Source organism: Pseudarthrobacter scleromae (assembly GCF_014644515.1).
Classification (GTDB): domain Bacteria; phylum Actinomycetota; class Actinomycetes; order Actinomycetales; family Micrococcaceae; genus Arthrobacter; species Arthrobacter scleromae.
In genome coordinates this window covers 311,360-328,948 of the sequence record NZ_BMKV01000004.1, presented here as the reverse complement: position 1 = coordinate 328,948, position 17,589 = coordinate 311,360, and the positions used below count along the sequence as shown (strand labels likewise).

At 60.7% G+C, this 17,589-nt stretch carries 13 protein-coding genes; 8 read left to right on the top strand and 5 right to left on the bottom strand.

Features of this window, described 5'->3' with window-relative positions; translation table 11 throughout:
- A complete protein-coding gene (locus IEX33_RS12435; RefSeq protein ID WP_188730582.1) occupies positions 1–1,161 on the bottom strand; it encodes a DNA cytosine methyltransferase in 1,161 nt (386 codons plus the stop codon).
- 544 nt (positions 1,162–1,705) lie between these two features.
- On the opposite strand from IEX33_RS12435, the gene IEX33_RS12430 reads away from it, so the two are divergent.
- Together IEX33_RS12430 and IEX33_RS12425 are read left to right on the top strand one after the other, a co-directional pair.
- Positions 1,706–2,686 (top strand): reverse transcriptase family protein, encoded by a 981-nt coding sequence (locus IEX33_RS12430; RefSeq protein WP_229675363.1) that lies wholly within the window; start codon positions 1,706–1,708, stop codon positions 2,684–2,686.
- 469 nt (positions 2,687–3,155) lie between these two features.
- Complete coding sequence (locus IEX33_RS12425) at positions 3,156–3,686, top strand: hypothetical protein (protein WP_188730578.1); 531 nt, start codon at positions 3,156–3,158, stop codon at positions 3,684–3,686.
- Positions 3,687–5,195: 1,509 nt separating this feature from the next.
- Here the strand turns inward: IEX33_RS12425 and IEX33_RS12420 are convergent.
- The gene (locus IEX33_RS12420; RefSeq protein ID WP_308421977.1) at positions 5,196–5,603 is read right to left on the bottom strand and encodes a DeoR/GlpR family DNA-binding transcription regulator; all 408 of its coding nucleotides are present in this window, start codon (positions 5,601–5,603) and stop codon (positions 5,196–5,198) included.
- 78 nt (positions 5,604–5,681) lie between these two features.
- On the opposite strand from IEX33_RS12420, the gene IEX33_RS19535 reads away from it, so the two are divergent.
- From IEX33_RS19535 to IEX33_RS12395, 5 genes are all read left to right on the top strand, one after another.
- Entirely contained in the window at positions 5,682–6,035 is a 354-nt protein-coding gene (locus tag IEX33_RS19535; RefSeq protein WP_377090830.1) for a DUF6994 family protein, read from the top strand.
- 333 nt (positions 6,036–6,368) lie between these two features.
- Positions 6,369–8,804, top strand: coding sequence for a DUF4011 domain-containing protein (locus IEX33_RS12410; RefSeq protein WP_188730575.1), 2,436 nt, complete (start codon positions 6,369–6,371; stop codon positions 8,802–8,804).
- A complete protein-coding gene (locus IEX33_RS12405; protein ID WP_188730573.1) occupies positions 8,791–10,767 on the top strand; it encodes a DUF3320 domain-containing protein in 1,977 nt (658 codons plus the stop codon). The genes IEX33_RS12410 and IEX33_RS12405 overlap by 14 nt, the downstream gene beginning before the upstream one ends.
- 328 nt (positions 10,768–11,095) lie before the next feature.
- On the top strand, positions 11,096–11,284 hold the full coding sequence (locus IEX33_RS12400; protein ID WP_188730572.1) for a hypothetical protein: 189 nt from the start codon (positions 11,096–11,098) through the stop codon (positions 11,282–11,284).
- 52 nt (positions 11,285–11,336) lie between these two features.
- Positions 11,337–11,834 carry a type II toxin-antitoxin system HicB family antitoxin gene (locus IEX33_RS12395; RefSeq protein ID WP_188730570.1) on the top strand — a complete coding sequence of 166 codons (498 nt, stop codon included), beginning with the start codon at positions 11,337–11,339 and terminating at the stop codon, positions 11,832–11,834.
- Between the two features lie 525 nt (positions 11,835–12,359).
- On the opposite strand, the gene IEX33_RS12390 is transcribed toward IEX33_RS12395, so the two are convergent.
- The 3 genes from IEX33_RS12390 to pdxA form a co-directional block, all read right to left on the bottom strand.
- On the bottom strand, positions 12,360–13,439 hold the full coding sequence (locus IEX33_RS12390; RefSeq protein ID WP_188730568.1) for a CBS domain-containing protein: 1,080 nt from the start codon (positions 13,437–13,439) through the stop codon (positions 12,360–12,362).
- A 321-nt stretch (positions 13,440–13,760) separates the two neighbouring features.
- A complete protein-coding gene (locus IEX33_RS12385; RefSeq protein WP_188730566.1) occupies positions 13,761–14,534 on the bottom strand; it encodes a DeoR/GlpR family DNA-binding transcription regulator in 774 nt (257 codons plus the stop codon).
- 70 nt (positions 14,535–14,604) lie between these two features.
- Positions 14,605–16,989 carry a 4-hydroxythreonine-4-phosphate dehydrogenase PdxA gene (gene pdxA, locus IEX33_RS12380; protein WP_188730564.1) on the bottom strand — a complete coding sequence of 795 codons (2,385 nt, stop codon included), beginning with the start codon at positions 16,987–16,989 and terminating at the stop codon, positions 14,605–14,607.
- Positions 16,990–17,210: 221 nt separating this feature from the next.
- Between pdxA and IEX33_RS12375 the strand changes: the two genes are divergently transcribed.
- Positions 17,211–17,588, top strand: coding sequence for a VOC family protein (locus IEX33_RS12375; RefSeq protein WP_188730562.1), 378 nt, complete (start codon positions 17,211–17,213; stop codon positions 17,586–17,588).
- Position 17,589 lies beyond the last annotated feature (1 nt).

The window sequence follows — 17,589 nt, the reverse complement described above, 5'->3', positions numbered from 1 at the left end:
TCAGAGGGAGGCGTACTCCTTGAGGTCTTGCATGAAGGCGTCCTGGTAGCGGAGGGTGCTTCGGAGCAGCCGCGAGGCGAACCCTCGTGTCGCCTTCGCAGAAAGGGCGTTTGAGCCCCTCTCCTCAAGAACCCTTTGAAGGGTGAACGTCCGGCGCAAAGGTCCCGTGACGGGAGCTTCCGAGACTCTTGCGCGCCGCACGTGGTCGCCGACCGAAATTCCCGCCGAGCCCCAGCCTTGTTTCACGTCGAGTTCCCGGGGGAGCTGAACACTTTCCAATTGGTCGTAGGCTCTGAGCCCCTCGGCTATCCACTGCACCGCGGGGACGGCCACTGCGTTGCCAACGAGCTTCCAGCGGTCTCTTGACGGTGCCGCGCTGGTCCAGCCCGGGCGAAAGCCTTGCAGTGTCTCCAAGGCTTCAATGGACGGCGTCCGGAACCTCAATTCCGCCGGCAACCCGGGAAGCCAGACACCGGGGGCCGAGGGAATTCCCGCAGTGGTAGATCCCTTGATCGTTGGCACAACACCGTCGCCCCAGCCAACGCCGCGATTGCCCTCAGTCCAGTAGAACCCATGAGCCTTGTGGATACGGGTCGTGGTGCTCCGCATGCGATCCGATGGCGCTGCGTAATCCCGAAACAGCACGCGGTCCGGGTCCTGGTGGCGGCTGGCGAGCAGGAAGACTCGTTTACGCCGTTGGGCTACGCCAAAATGCTGGGCATCGAGGGTGCGGTAACTCCAGCTGTATCCGGCGGCGCTGAGCATGCTCCCGATGATGGACATCGCCTCGCCACCCTTGAGCCGCAACATGTTCGGGACGTTTTCAAGCAAGACCCACTCAGGCTTCTGCGTCTGGATTGCCTGCAGGACGCCGATTATGAGGCCCGAAGCGTCGCCGGAGATTCCGGCAAGTCTGCCGGCTGAGGATAGGTCCGTGCACGGGAATCCAGCTGTCACGAGCTCGGCGTCGTGCAGCTTCGCATCAAGGTCCTGTACGTCCTCGAACAACTCGGCCGAGGGAAAACGTTTGCTGAGGACGGACTGGGCTGATGGCCAGTTCTCATAGGCCAGCACCTTGCCCGAGAACCCGGCTTTTCGAAACGCCTGTTCGAAGCCCCCGATGCCGGCAAAGAGGCTAAGGATTGTTGCGTCGTGATCCATCTCGTTCAATTCTTGGGATTGCATTGGAAACTGGTCGCAACCGGAACGCGTGATTCAGGAGATCTCGTGGTCCAGGCCACGTTGATGGTCCGAGGTCCTGAGCGACCCCAGTTTAGCGCTGCCGAACTTGCCGGGCCGACTTCTCCGGCCGACCACGAAGCGATTTCGATGGACTAAGGATATAGGTAGCTCGATGGCGCCGGGATCGCATCCGACAAGGCGAGGGCAACGGTGGCCTCGCGAGGATCTAAGACTGTCCCGAACCTAGATGGACCTTAGATTTGACGTGCCTCCGTTCGCTTGGGTAAGTTGCGCTCAGAACAGGATCGTCAATATCTAGCATGGGCTTCACTTTCCAATCCGGATTGGCGGGGGAGGCCCTATAAGCGTCTCGCGATACGCTGGGCCAGCCAATTGAGCTGGCTTTGAAGTACGGATTTGTCGCATCATCGTTCCGATCATGTAGACATTGACGGTCCTGTTCGCTTCATTCCTTTCCCTCAGATCCGGCAGCAGGGCCCGAGTCATGCTGCGAGGGCGACCAATGTTAATCAATAAGCGCCCCATCCCAGATTTGGAGCATCTTGCGTTGGCAGTAGGCCTCCGGCCGGCATACCTCCGAGATGTGGCTGCGCGTAGTATCGATCCTTATCGCGAGTTCCAAGTTGCCAAGGCCAGGGGATCGGTGCGTACTATCGCGGCGCCAGAACCGGATTTAGCCAAAGCTCAACGGTGGATCTTGGAGCATATGTTTCTCGGTTCTCACGCTGGGGCATCCAGCTTTGCGTATCGCAAGGGCGTTTCCGTTGGGGACTGTGCTCGTGTTCACGTCGGGGCACGTTGGCTCGTCAAGCTTGATTTGAAGGACTTTTTCCACTCCGTCGACGCACGGCGGGTTGCGACGATATTTCGAAAAGTCGGATGCGACGATGTCACTTCGGTCCTGCTGGCAAAACTTTGTACGAGAAGGAAAAACGGAAGTCGCGGCACCCTCACGGGTGCGACTCCGCTCGACTATCTGCCACAAGGCGCACCGACGAGTGGGATGCTTGCAAACCTCGCCGCGGAAAACTTGGACCGCTCTATGTCGCGGTTGGCGAGTCGGTACAGGCTTATGTACACGCGCTACTCTGACGACCTGACTTTTTCTTCAAACCGAGACTTCTCACGAGCGAGTGCCTTCGCCCTCGTGCGCAGCGCCCGTGGCGAAATCGCTCGAAACCACTTCAGCATGCACGAAGACAAGATCCGCATCAGCCCACCGGGATCTCGTCTCGTGGTGCTGGGCCTGCTCGTTGATTCGGAGCGAGTGCGGATGCGGGGAGATTTCAAGAAAACCCTCAACTGGCATGTCTACGGGTGCACGCGCTTCGGGCCGGACAAGTACTCTGCATCCCTGGGATTTTCTTCCATAAGCGAATATCAAGCTCACGTAAATGGCCTATTCGCGCACGCCATCGATATCGAACCCGAATGGGCTGGTGCCCTACATGCCAGGTGGAAGGAGATCACGGCACCGCGCTGAAGCTCAACCTTCGAAGCCTAGCGCTTTCGACATGGCGATATCGGAAAACTCGTAATTGTATGGCTGCTCCAGGGCGTCCAAGTTCGGATTTAACACCGAGCCGTCTTCGTTCACGCCAATGCAGGTAAGCTCGCTCGTCTTTCAAGTAGAGCGTGCTGGCTTGAAGTGTACGACTTGGTAGCCGGACGGGAGCGCAGGATGGCCTACAGACTAACGAAGATTTCGTCGATGGACTCGCACAACTGTGCGTTCTGAGTGTCATGACACCGAGCTGCCCTGACCCGGTGCCTTCCCGGGCTGGAGTCCTGTCTCCACGGAAGTGCCCTTTCCGCAGAAGGTCGGCATCAAGTGGGGCCAGAGGTCGCATCCTAATCTTCTTTTATCGGTAAGGTCGGCCTCTGATGACGTGAAATGATAACGGGAATTACTTAGTCATGATTAGTCGCATTAGAACAAACTGGGGGAACGTATGAACTGGGTAGATTTAGCACAAATTGTTAGCGCCGTGGCCACGGCCACGGCGCTAATTTTCCTTACTCGGCAGACTAAACATTCGCAGGATGCTGTCACCGAGGCACAGCGCATGCATGCGCTTGAAAGCGCACGAGAAAAGCGAGCTCTGGACCTCGATGCGCAACGTCAGGCCTCCGAAGTGGTTGCATGGCCCGTCGTAGCTCAAATCCAGGGCAACAGTCAGTGGGGACTCCGAATCGTGAACAACTCGACCGCTCCAGTATTCAATATTCGTATCACGAGGCAGGAGGCAGTCGCTCAAGGAGGGGCTGTGATACCCGAGCTAAACGCCAAGGCGGAAGTTCTTGCACCCGGTGAGTACTTCGTCAGCGACCGTTTCCGGTGGCCTGTCCTGATGACAGACCAAGACAAAGCCAAACCAATCGCAGGGAATGCTGGTTACATGGGATCATTGGAGTTTAAAGACAGCAAAGGCCGCGACTGGCGACGTGAAGTCAGCGGTGTCCTCGTCGCGCTGACCGAATAGGGTGCGGGATAGCAGCAGAACGAGCATAGGCGACTGCCATCGCCGGGATATGGGGACCACGCAGAGAGTCTCGGCATGGGTAATGGTTCTGGCGTAGGACGGTCTTGCCTCGCGACCCAGCCAGGTTGTAGAAACCGTTGTCGGTTTTCGCTTTCGCGATCTCGTGGACCGGCCCGGTGTGCGCGCTCATCTGAATCATCCGGACACAGGGGTTTGGTAGTCACGAGAGTCCATCGAGCTTCAGAGCGTTCGCTCTGCGTTGCGTGTGGCACCTGAACGGCCGTTTTTGTGGCACGTGGAAGGCGATGTGAGTTCCAGTATCTGGTTGGCATTCACTTAGGGCAGCTGACATCAGGGTCATCGACGGAGGCCGCTCATTTCGGGAAACGCCAGTTATCAGCAATGTTTCCGTGGAGTCCTGCACTCGATACGTAGTATGCGCCAACCCCCGGTACATGTAGGGGTTGCTTAGAGTTGACCCTATTTTTTGGTCTCGCCGGTGATGGGGCTTTCGATCGATGTTCGTTGGGTTCGTAGTTTCGTCTTGCTGTCCTTATACCAGAGATTGTGCTGATACCTGGAAAAAGGTCTTGGTGCAATCTAATGAAAATGTGTGCTGCTTCACGAATGCGACCTTTAGCAAAGAAGTTGGGTTCCCATCCCGGTGGTGTTTTCCAACCAACTTCCGACTGATCAAATTCCTCAAGCCACCAGAAAGTTGCATCATGAAGCGATCCCTGCAGGATTGAAGAGCAATTTATCCAAGCTTGCCATGTGTCCAACAAGGCAATGACCGAGCCGGAGGTTCGCTCGCCCGAGGGACCATAAGTTCTGTCCAGGGAGTCCCAAAAGGCCAAGCAAGCACGAACCTCGGCGTCGGTTTGGTATGGCCTGGTATTTGCCAGGGCACGAATCTTGAGGCTTGTATCGTGTGCCAAACATTCTCGACCTATATGGCGTTGAGCCAGAAAGGTTGAGACCGATCTGGAGACTTCACCTATAAGGCTGTCCAACACGGCCAGACTTGCAATGGTTTTGGGGTAAGGCCTCTGGCGTACGGTTTCCTTATGCTGACTGCGCGTGTAGCCTCTGCCATTATGTCGCGAGATCATAGAGCTCCGATTACATGCCTAGACAATCGTTTATGCTTTCGTAGACCCTATGGAAACTGAGTGCCAAGCAGCACGAGTAGCGTGTACCTCCTATTGCAAAGTCCGGTACTTGGAAGCCCTGATCTAGGTGGGTTTCTGTTCAGAAATACTGGGACTTTGCGGACTGTCCTAGGATCTAGGGCCGAACGGGTGTGGCCGCCTGGTTTTCGAGCACCATTGTCCACGGGCTGGCGATCCACGACGTCACGACGCCGTTGATGAGGCAGGGTTGGCGGCTGCAAAAGCTTTGGCGGTCTCAATTGGGTTTCGCCGATGAAGATCAGCAACCCGCCGAAGGGTCCGTCACCAACAGCCCCACCCAGCACAAGCTCGTCCCCTTCGACTACTTCCCCCGCCCTTACCCAGCGGGCGTCAACAAGATAACGCTGCCACCTCTACTTGTATCCCCGCGTCCCGGAACTTCTGCACCTGGCCGGGGTCGGCGCCGTCGTCCGTCACAGTGTCCACGGCAGGGCCAGCTGCGCCCAGGCGTGGAGCGGCCGGAGCCTGAGCTTGGAGGAATCTGCCAAAACATAAACGGAACGCCCCCGCCGGACCGTGAGCTCCTTGCGCCTTGTCTGGGCATGGTCGGCTTGGCAAAGCTCTGCGGAACCGCACGCAGCCGGCCTCCCAGGCAGTCCATCTCAAAGCCCTCCGAATCGGCGAGCCCCTGCAGCGTGTTGATGCCCGGCGTAGTCACGGACAGCTTCTCGAACCCCCGCAGTTCGAGGGCCACGGCACGCGCTGTGGAGCCGGCGTCGAGCAGGATGTTCTCGCCCGGCTGGATCCCCGTAGCTACCGACGGGCGATCGCCTGCTTCTGCTCGAACGCGCTATCAACCCGCATGCGGGCGAGAACGGCCTGCTCCGGACTCTCGGCTCCAGCACCACGCGGACTCCATCCCAGGATCGCCGATCGCTTCGATCTGACCCTAGAGTGCATCCGCCGCCGCTATCTTGGTGAGCCGAGCCCCCTTGCCGATGTCCTGCTCCGGTACGCGGAATTCTTCGCACTGTTCGGGGATTTCGTCGGGTACATCAAATTGTTCATACTCGAAGACCTCGCGGAGGAGGACGGCCACACAATCCGGTTCTTCCACCCGTTCGCCGACTTCAGCACACCAGCCGTTCCGAAGGACCGTGACGGACACCTTGAGTATTTACGGCTCAGCAACGCTTTCATCTCCGCCCGACAATAATCCTAGGGTCGACGAAGAACTTCAAGGGCGGATCGCACGGTAAGCCGGAAGCCCACTTAGTCGCAGCCCCACCGGCCCCGCGGAACGGCGGCGTCCGCATCAAGCTCGCTGCGTCGGCCGGAATGCTCTTTCTCCGTGTCCGTAGCGTCAGGAGGGGCGAAAGGGCCGCAAATGACGGGGTTCAATTGGACCGGGCCGTAACTTACCGCTTTTCCGGACCGCTGAGCGGTGCCATAACCAGCAGACACGCAGGATTGTCAGCGCCGGATGCCATGATTGGTTGCATTGATTGAATGACGGTACTGATGGCGGTGCCGTAGATGGGGGAATTTGATGAGTCTGTCCAACCGCGAGTACGTGGGCCGGGCCCTTGAGGCCTTGGCGGTTGGCCTTGAGCCCTACATCGCATCAGTGCTCGCTGAGGTAGCCCCCGGCGTGGCATGGACCAAGATCATTCAGCACAAGGATGAGAACGCTGGCCGCGCTGGGCAATCCTACGCACCCACAGATCTGAGCCTGCAGCTGCGCATCATGACTGAATCCATGGGCTCACTCGGCTACCCCTTCAACCTTCCACATGAGGCACGCAGCCACACCTCCGAGCTGCGCCAGGCACGCAACCGCTGGGCCCACAATGAGAGCTTCGACGACGCCGATACCTTCCGTGACCTGGACACCGCAGGTCGTCTGGCCAAAGTGATCGGGCTGGACCAGACTCACTGCGAGCTGGTTGCGCTTCTCACCGAGTACCAGAACCGGTCTTCTCCGAACCGGGAACAGCCGGAAGAAGACCAGGAGGCTCTGCCGGCCGCCGTTGCACAGTCCGGCCACCCGGAGGAAAGCCTTCCAGGCGAGCCCTCGGCCCATGAACCGGCTGCATCCGCTGCCCACGTTGTGGTTGAGGTGACCACAGCAGATGCACTGAGCTACGCGATGGCGCACAACGGCTTGCGCTTCGTCAGGCAAATCAAGATCACCAACAATGGCGCGGAAATCCGAGGTGCAGTGGTCCAGGTGGACGCCTCCGCGCAGACAGGCCGGATCTCCGGCGACTTCCAGCAGTATGTGGACCTTGCCGCCGGCCAAACCATCACGCTCGATGACCTCAACGTTCCAGTTCAGGCTGCCACCATGTATGAGCTGGCTGACCGCCAGATTGGAAAGGTGCTGGTGACCGTCCACGCGGCGGGCGCCGATGCCGCCGTGGCGGAGCTGGGCCGCGCAGAAACGGACCTGACGCTCCTGCCCGCCCAGTTATGGATCGCCGGAAGGGGACTCGTCTCCTACGAGTTCCTGGCCGCGTACGTACAACCTCATCACCCCAGCATTGCCAAGCTCATGTCCGAGGCCGCCGACATCCTCGTCCAAACAACGGGCAGCGGCAGCTTCGACGGATACCTGGAAGACGGGGACCGGGTTGACCAGATCGTGTTCGCGATCGCCCAGGCCATGAGCTCCCGCGACATCCGCTACAGCATGCCACCGGCCAGCTGGGGACTGGAAGGGCAGCAGGTACGGACGCCCGCGCAGGTCCTCGACGACCGTCTGGGCACGTGCCTCGACACCACGCTGGTCCTGGCCGCCGCTTTGGAATTCTGCGGCATCAGGTCTCTGCTCTGGCTGGTGGACGGCCACGCCTTCCTCGGCTACTGGCGCGAGGAAGGCAGCCTCAGTACTGCGGCGTCCGACGACGTGCCCGAGCTGGTCAGCCTCGTACAGCGGGGCTTCATCGGCCTCGTGGAAACCACGCGCCTCACCGGCAGCCAGCCGATCTCGGCGGCCGCACTCCGCAGCAGCCCGCTGAACCGCTACGTGGAAAGCGGCAATGACGAGATCAACGCGGTGACTGACATCAGGCGCGCCCGCCTGGATGGCATCTACCCACTGCCGGCCCGGACCACTTCCGACGTCGGAACCTACACCGTGGTCAACTACGTCCCGGAAACCAAGACTGCGCCGGCGCTGCCAGAGAAGGCAACTTCCACCGGAGGAACCGCCCGGACAGCATCCGACGTTCCACCCCGCGTGATCCAATGGAAGAACGCGCTGCTGGACCTGAGCCTGCGGAACAGGATCATCAACTTCACTGACACCGCCCGGTTCCCACTCGCAGTGCCCACCGCATGGATGGGCACCTTCGAGGACCTCATCAGCAAGGGCACGTCCGTCAGCCTGCTACCGTCCAACCAGATCAGTGCCATCCACCAGGAGCGCGGCATCCGCTTCGGCAGGGACCTTCCCCAGGATGAACTCGCCGACCTGCTCAGCTCCAAAAAAGCCGTGTTCGCCGAGGTCAGCGAGGACGGCTACAGCACCAAGATGCGCGGTCTCGCCTACAAGGCGAAGACCCAGCTGGAGGAAACCGGAGCCAACAACCTGTACCTGGCCCTTGGCAGCCTGATGTGGGAGCTGGACGGCCGGGCGCTTCGGTCCCCACTGGTTCTGGTCCCGGTGAAACTGACTTCGGCAGGGAAGAACGGTCTGTACCGGGTCACACTCGATGAGACGGGGCAGTCCACGCCGAATTATTGTCTTCTTGAGAAGCTGGCGCAGTCCCACGACCTGCGTATTCCGGGCCTGGCCGAGCCGGTGGAAGATGGATCCGGGATCGATCTGGACGCTGCCTTCGACGCAGTCCGTGCCGCCGTCTCGGCCAAGGGCCTGGCCTTCCGCGTGGAAAACACCGTGGACCTGTCCATGTTGCAGTTCGCCAAGTTCCGCCTGTGGAAGGACCAAGGCCGGTCTGTTCGACATCGTGGTGTTCGATGAAGCCTCACAGATCCGGGTAGCCGACGCGGTTGGTGCCATGGGCCGCGGTACGTCAGTGGTGGTGGTGGGTGATAGCAAGCAGATGCCGCCCACGTCATTCGCCGAGATTTCCTCCGACGCCGGCAGCGACGGCGACGCCGAGATCTCCGTGGTGGAGGATATGGAGTCGATCCTTTCCGAGTGCGTGGAAGCGCGGGTGCCGCGGCAGTGGCTGTCCTGGCACTACCGTAGCCAGGACGAATCGCTGATTGCTTTCAGTAACCAGCAGTACTACGACAGCAAGCTTTCCTCGTTCCCGGGCCCGTCCCACGGCGCTGCGAATGCGGGTGTCCGCGGACATGGCGTGAACTTTGTCCGCGTGGATGGCCAGTTCCACCGCTCAGGACCATCCAAGGTCCTTCGTACCAACCCGGTGGAGGCTGCTGCGGTGGTGGCCGAGATCCGCCGGAGGTTTGATGCTGATCCGGCGGGGACGCCCTCCGTAGGTGTGGTGACGTTCAACCTGCAGCAACGTGCCCTGATCGAAGGGCTGCTGCGCGACACCGAGGATCCACGGATCGTCGCTGCCCTGGACGAGGATTCGGAGGGACTTTTCGTCAAGAACCTCGAGAACGTGCAGGGTGATGAGCGGGACGTCATCCTGTTCTCGACGGGGTTCAGCAAGAATGACAAGGGATACCTGCCGCTGAACTTTGGTCCCTTAAACCGGTCGGGTGGGGAACGGCGCCTCAACGTTGCTGTCACCCGTGCACGCCGGCAAGTTATGGTTTTCTCCAGCTTCAACCCGGCCGATCTGCGTTCCGAGGAAACCAGCTCCATTGGCATCAAGCACCTGCGGTCCTACCTTGATCTGGCCGAGCAGGGGACTGCCGCGCTGCCTTACGATGGCCGCCGCGCTGCCAGCATCGATCTGCACCGGGAAGAGATCGCGGACGCGCTGCGGGACCGAGGCTTTGTCATTGCAACAGACGTGGGGCTGTCCGACTTCAAAGTTGATATCAGCGTTGCCGTTCCCGACAACCCCAACCGCCCGTTGATGGCCGTCCTTCTAGACAGCCCCGCGTGGGCTGCCCGCCGGACGGCGGGCGACCGGGACGGGCTTCCCCGGGATGTTCTTACCCGCATGATGCGCTGGCCCTCAGTGCAGCGGGTATGGCTGCCGGCGTGGCTGGCTGACAGTGAAGCTGTCCTCGACCGGCTGGAACTTTCGTTGCGGGAAGCCGCAGGCGAGGTTCCGGAAGAACTGACGGCAGAGCCGGACACCCTAGTGATCGCTGGCCCGGGAAACCTTGACGAAGCTCATCCCGCTGATGCGGACGAAAGCTTCACCGACATCCTGGGGACGTTGCCACTTTTTGAGGAGATCCGGAAACCTCTTGCCACGCTGTCGTCAGAACGTGTTGATGCCGGGGTTCAGTTGTACGAACCGTGGACTGTCCAGAGATTTGGAAGCACCGACATCCTCGACAGCCTGCACTCACGTCGTTCCATAGCTGCCGTCCGGGACGTCATCGGTGTTGTTGTCGCGGCTGAGGGGCCCGTGCACAAGGACCGCCTGGCAAAGCTGGTGTGTGCTGCATTCGGCCTCAATAAGGTCAACGGTTCCCGTGCGAACTCCGTGCTTCGTCTGGTCGAACCGTCGGTTCACGTTATTGACGACGATGGCTTTGTCTGGGATGCCACAGTTGATAGGCGCGCTTGGAAGGTTTTCCGGCCGAACGACGCTGAGATCGTCCGTAAACCGGAGCACATCAGCGTTGTGGAGTTGCGGAATGCCATGGTGAATATCGTGAGTACGACTGGTGGTATCGCGGTGGATGAGCTGCATCGGGAAACGATTCAAACGTTCGGCGGGAAGCGCCGGACGGCTGGCATAACGGCTCGCCTGAATCAAGGGGTGCAGCACGCAGTGGACACTGGGCACTTGGAACTGCGCGGTGACACCGTGCGGCTGGTGACATAGTCCGAGCTTGATGGGACTAAAAATCTTCGTCGACACGAACCAGAATCCGGGCGCGGGTGACACAGGCATGTTCTCGTCAGTGCGCTTGGGATATGGGGTGAGACCTTGCCGGAGATGCTCGGTGGTGCACCTGGGCGGATCCTGCCACCCGATGCACTTCGAAGCCTAGGATTAGCCGTCGTCGCGCAATTGTCTGGAACAGGCATCCAATAGCCGTCGTCGCGCGTCGTTCGCTTGTTCATCGGACTGAGGGCCAGTCTAAGTGATACCCATAGACAAGTCTGTCTATACCCATAGACAGCATTGTCTATGGGTATAGACTAAGTGGATGAAACGGATCGACCTCATCAGGGAAGCCAAGCGAATCGCCAAAGAGCCCGGCGAAACGTGGGAGCTAACCAACGGTGGCCGACACGACCTGGGTAGAGTCGGCAACGGCATTAAGGTCGCCATTCCGCGTCACAACGAAATAAACGAAATTACCGCACAGAAAATTCTCAAGCACCTCAAAAACTAGATCCCGCACAATAACTAATCTAATCCCCGCAAAAACTAGAAAGCCCAATCTCATGAAACTCACCGCTGTAGCCGAAAGGGCCGGCAAGTGGTGGGCAGTCGAAGTACCAGAAATTCCTGGACTGTTCACCCAGGCCAAACGCCTCGATCACATCGAAGAAATGGTAAAGGACGCCGCAGCTCTACTAACAGGAAAACCGGAAGATTCCTTTGCAGTAGAAGTCACCGTCGACACTAGCAATCCTCAACTAAACGACCTGATCCATGACGCGAAGGCCAAGGCCAGAGAAGCGGCCCGTCTCCAGGCGGAAGCCTCCGAGCAAAGCCGTCAAGCTGCATCAAAACTAGCAACCGAAGGACTCACCGTTCGTGAAATAGGTGAAGTCCTCGAGCTGTCCTTCCAGCGGGCCCACCAGCTGCTCGGAGCTGGAAGGAATAACCCCGATACCGAGATAACCAAGGGCATCACCAACAGGCGAAGTGGTAAAACGTCCGCCACAAAGAGTAGGGGTACCGCTAAATCCGCCAGCAAGTCTAGATCCAAGGCCTGACACAGCCTCCCCGATAGGCGACAACAAGTCCTGACCCGTTGAACGGTACAAGTGCCCCAAAGACTAGGCCCGCAACACCATCGCGGTTTGCGGGCCGATCTTTTGCTGAATGAGAGAGCAGTTCGATGTCTCGTTTATTCGCACCCATACCTACAGGCGACAGGGCGAGACTAAAGACTCGATGCGGACTTTGGCATAAATGTGCCACGAAGATCAGTAACAACTCGAAGAGGGGAGAGGGCCACGCTCACGGCGGGTGAAGTGCCTTTGGCGCATTTGGCAAGTCCCGCATCGTCAACATGCCTCGTACCCAAATCAAAGGTATGGGCCGCAATGGACACTACGGGCTCGGATCCTTCCGCCTGTTGCTAATTTGTGCTTTGTCTTTAGAACACCTTCTTTGACAATGGGAGGCTGCGCCCACCGAGTTACCGCAGCCACCCCCACAAGGATCCCCGCTTCCTGATCTTCTGCACTTGTCTGGGCGGGCACCGTGGTCTGTCACCAACACAGATGGATAGGACTTCACTGTTTGGCCGTGGTGGTCTGCCCTATAGGTTCAGCTGTATCGTCATCCGCCTTCTGATCTGGTTCATGCGCAATCATTCGTAGCCACCTCGTCAAGCGGTGAACAACCTCGAGGTCCGCTGATAAATCTTGATCTTGATTGTCAAAATGGGCTATCGAATTTCGAAGCTTACGTGTCGTATTCAGCCACCCGTCGAACTTTGTCAGCGAGAGCGACCAGCCGAGGGCCGTCCAGTGATTTTTGAAGAGCTGTTGAAGCTCGCCAAACATGAGCTCTTCGACAGAGTTCTTCTTACTCTTTGCTAGAGCATCGCTTAGTTTGACTCGCGCTACCCGCTTCAACTCCTGTTCACATCTGCCGACAGCCAAGAAGGGAAGGGTAAGTTTCTCGAACTCCCTAGTTAAATCCGATGCTGTGACAATTCCCGAGAGTTGCCCACGGTAGGTCACCAGAACGTAGCCGTGATCGGCAATTGGACTTACGCTCGCAAACAGATCGGAGTGCAGATCCACAGCAGAGGCCGGAATCGTTGCTGAGCCGACGAGAATAGGATTGTCACCCCGGAGCCTTGCTTGCGCATAAGACTCCCATGTAAAAACGCCAACTATTTCACGTCGTGCCTCGGACTCAATTACAGGCAATTGCGAGAAATCGTTCCTTAGCATGACAGTGACGGCATCAGCAACGGATGAATCCCGGCGAACAAATCCGCTGTTATCACTCTCATCGTCTCGTGTCCGTAGGGCAAATGAAGCTGAAGGAATGCGAGAGAGCGTAAGTAGGTGATCCTCAGGTTGATCATCCGCGCCCGGAGACAGTTCTCCGTTCAATCCCTGGAGGGTCACATGACTGTCAAGCGGACCGCTATCGAACGGGGGGTCCGTTCTGAGGCCCATTCTTGCAAGATCCGACGTAATGGTCGCGACAGAGACCTTACCGCGCCCTTTATTTCCCCAATAGCCGATGAGTGTTCGAATTTCAATGGGGCGGCCGGAGTTTTTGAGATAATCCAGATACTTCTTCGTTTCGTTCAAATCACTTCCGGCATCTGGTTCCGGTGGTATTTGCCCAGTCATGTAATCCCCTACTTCGTTGCGGCGTATCGCCGATCCTACCGTTTGATCGCACGCCCCCCTCAAAGATTCCCAGTCTCAGGGATCCTAAAAGAAGTGGCATCAGAAGAGAAATCTGTGATTCTTGATTTATATGTCATGCGGGCACTGTTTGCGGAAAGACTGGTGACTGAGGCCAAAACTGGTCAGATCGAATGCTTCCAGAAATCCATCTGGCCGCCACCAACTGCGACTCCGGTCATCAGCTAGAGTCGGCAAAGTCTCGCACGAGCATCAGCTATTTTGCGCACTCTCTTGGTAATGCATAGCTCGCCAAAGAACCATTTAGGGCGCCACTGCCGCCACCTCAACCCGCACCCCCGCGTCCCGGAACTTCTGCACCTGCTCGGGGTCGGCGCCGTCGTCCGTCACCAGCGTCCAGGGGAGCGCGAGGCGGGCCCAGGCGTGGAAGGGCCGCAGCCCGAGTTTGGACGAATCCGCAAGCACGTAGACTTCCCGGCCGCGGCGGGCCATGAGTTCCTTGAGCCGGGTTTGGGCGTGGTCGGCTTCGCAGATGCCGTGCTCCGCGGTGACGGCGTCGGCGCCCAGGAACACGCGGTCGAAGCTCATCCGCTCCAGCGCCGCCTCGGCCAGCGGTCCCACGAAGCTTTGCGAAAGGCTCCGCAGGCGGCCGCCGAGGCAGTCCACCTCGATGCCCTCGGAGTCGGCGAGTTCCTGCATGGTGTTGATGCCCGGCGTCGTCACGGACAGCTTTTCGAACCCCCGAAGCTCATGCGCCAGCGCACCCACGGTGGAGCCGGCGTCGAGCAGGATGTTCTCCCCGGGCCGGATCACGGCCGCGGCCCAGCGGGCGATGGCGTGCTTCTGCTCGAACGCCTCGCCGGTGCGCTGCCTTAGTGACGCCTCCGGGTGGGCGCCCAGTGCCATGGCCCCGCCGTAGGTGCGGGCCAGCCGGCCCTGCCCGTTCAGCAGTGCCAGGTCTCGGCGGATGGTGGACGCGGTCACCTCGAACCGGGCGGAGAGTTCCTCTACGGAGGCCAGCCCGGTGGTCACGGCAAGGTGGTAGATCTCCTCGCGCCGCGCGTTTGCGCTCAGCATTCCCGGTCTCCTTCCCGTGGCAGTGGTACCCATGCTAGTTCCGGCCCCCGCCCAGTCCCCGCAGCAACGCCTACACGGCGACGGCGGGCCGGGTGGCCATCTCCGCCGCCTGGTGCAGCGCCTCCACCATGGACCGGGAATCCGCGATCGCCTTGCCGGCGATGTCGAACGCGGTGCCGTGGTCCACGGACGTGCGGATCACCGGCAGGCCCACCGTGATATTCACGCCGGCCTCGATGCCCAGCACCTTCACCGGCCCGTGCCCCTGGTCGTGGTACATGGCCACCACCAGGTCGTAATCGCCCCGGCCGGCCAGGAAGAACAGGGTGTCCGCCGGCAGCGGGCCCACCGCATTGATCCCGGCCGCCTGCGCCGCCTTCACACCCGGCTCGATCTTCTCCGCTTCCTCGCCCTGGCCGAACAGGCCGTTCTCGCCCGCATGCGGGTTGATGGCGCACACGCCGATCTTCGGGTTGGGGATGCCCGCGCGGACCAGCGCCTCGTGGCCGCGGCGGATGGTGCGCTCCACCAGGTCCGGGTTGATTTTGCGGATCGCATCCATCAGCCCGATGTGCGTGGTCACGTGGATCACCCGGATCTTGGGGGTGGAGAGCATCATGGACACTTCCTCCGTGCCCGTCAGGTGCGCCAGCAGTTCCGTGTGCCCGGGGAAGATGTGCCCGGCCGAGTGCAGCGCCTCCTTGTTCAGCGGCGCGGTGCAGATGGCCTGCACCTTCCCGGCCATCGCCAGCTCGCTGGCCACCCGGATGTACTCATACGCGGCGTGCCCGGCCACGGGGGAGAGCTGCCCCCACGGCAGGTCCTCCGGCAGCAGCGCCAGGTCGATCACGTTCACCCGGCCCGGCGTGAACACCGCATCCTCCACGTCCTCGATGCTCTGGATGTCAGACTCGATGCCCAGGACGTCCGCGGCCTGGCGCAGGCGCAGCGCGTCGCCGATCACCACGGGCCGGCACTCGGCGTTGCTCTGCGGATCCAGCACGGCGGCCACCACCACCTCCGGCCCCACCCCGGCGCCGTCGCCCATGGTCACGGCGACGTAGGGGAGGGTGTTCTGCTCGGTCTTGCTCACTGCGGCGGTTGTCATGTCTGCTCCAGATCGTTCGGAAGTCTTGCTGGGAAGGGTGGGGGCGGGAGCGTGCGCGGTCAGGCCGCGGCGCTCCCGGATGTCGTCGTAAAGCTGTAGGAGGGCCAGGTCGTCGCCGAAGCTGCCGGGCTTGGTGCCCACCAGCGTCCCGTCGTCGGCACAGCTGAGCACGGCCCCGTGCTGCACGGCCGCAAGCGGTACCAGCCGGTGGAAACCAACGGCGTCCAGGACTTCCCGGGCCGTCTCACCGCCGGTGAGGATCAGGTCTGTTGGTGTTGCTTTCGCTGCCTCGGCTGCGAACGTGGACAGGGCCTGCACGATGCTGGCGGCCCGTGTCGGGTCCACTTTTGAAGCGGCAAGGGTGATGGCTACGCGGTGGCCTGCCCGCAAATCCGCTGAAACCTGGGCCAGTTGGGGAGCATAGGCCCCGGTGGCTCCTGCGTACTGCGGGTGCAGCCTGACCACCGTGAAGCCTTGGGCTTCGAGTTTGGCCAGCTGCGCCTGCGCGGTTCGGGACGCGGAGCCGACGACGGCGAGCACCGGCCTGCCGCCTCCCAGCGGTTCCGCAGTGGTTTCGTCCGTCTGTGCTCCGGGTTGCGCAGTTCGCGCAAGGCGGGCTGAGAGGCGCTCTGCGAGCACATCTGCCGTTCCGCCGGTACCCACCAGCACAATGCGCCGGCCGCCGGACTGGAAGTCCAGCTCCAGCAGGGCGTCCACCACGTGCTCCAGGTCCTGGACGGTTTCGCCGTCGGCCACCACCAGCGCGGGCTGGTCCGAGTCCAACAGCATGGCCAGTGTTGCGGCCCGCGATCCGGACCGCACGTCAGCAAGGGCCAGGGTCTGCACTGAGGACGGATCGTCAGGGCGCAGCAGCGACGGAATGTCGGCCGGCGGGGCCGACTGTTCGGCCTGCCACAAGCCCGACTCCGCCAAGGGAGTCCCGGCAACCCCAGGGCGGCCGTCAACGACGGACCGCTGCAGCTGGGGGAGTGCGCCCGCAACAACGGCATGGAAACCAAGCCCCGCCAGCGCGGAAACTTCGGCACGGACGTTGCCACGCCACAGCGAGTCGATCTTCTTGAACAACACCTGCGCAGTATCGGCGTCGGGGCCGGCGAAGGCTTCCTTGACCGTAGCCTCAGCAGCAGATTCAGCAAGCCCGCGGGAGTGCGTATCGGTGACCACAACGTCGGCGGCGGGCTCCGCAAAGGAGGTGCCGGCGTCGTGCGTTCCCGGAACACTGGGAGTACCCAGCAGGACCTGCGCACTCAGCCCGTGCTGCACAAAACAGGAGCCAACCTCGGCGGCGCCGGAGAAATCGTCGGCCTGTACAAATACGGAAGCCACGTTGCTCCTCTCGTCGTCGGCTGGGGCCGCGCAGTGGCGGGATGCATTCATCATGACATGCTTGCGCGAATCACGCTACTTTTGTTGCGCAATTTACGCATATCGGCAGATGATCGACCGGGGATGTCTGCTGCGAAGCGCCGACGTTGCGCCTCGGCGCACCTCTTGGCCAAGCATCAATTTCCGGACAGTTCGGGCTTGGTCTTCGTACACTGGGGTTCATGGTCTCCCGTATCAGCGAACTGGTCCTCAACTGCGCCGATCCGGAACTCCTGGCGGGGTTCTGGAGCCAGGTGCTCGGATATGTCGAGCTCGACCGGGAGGACGGTGCAATCGAGATCGGCCCTCCGGATGCCGGGTTCGGCGGCCTGCAGCCCACCATCATCCTGAGCCCGAGCAGCAACCCGCGGACCGGACGCCTCCCGTTGCACATTGATGTCAACCCGGTGGACAGGGACCAGGACGCCGAGCTGGAACGCCTGCTTGCCCTTGGGGCCCGCCCGGCCGACGTCGGGCAGGCCGGCAGCGAGCAGTGGCACGTCCTGGCCGACCCTGAAGGCAACGAGTTCTGCCTCCTGCGCAAGCGGCTTGACCCCTGAC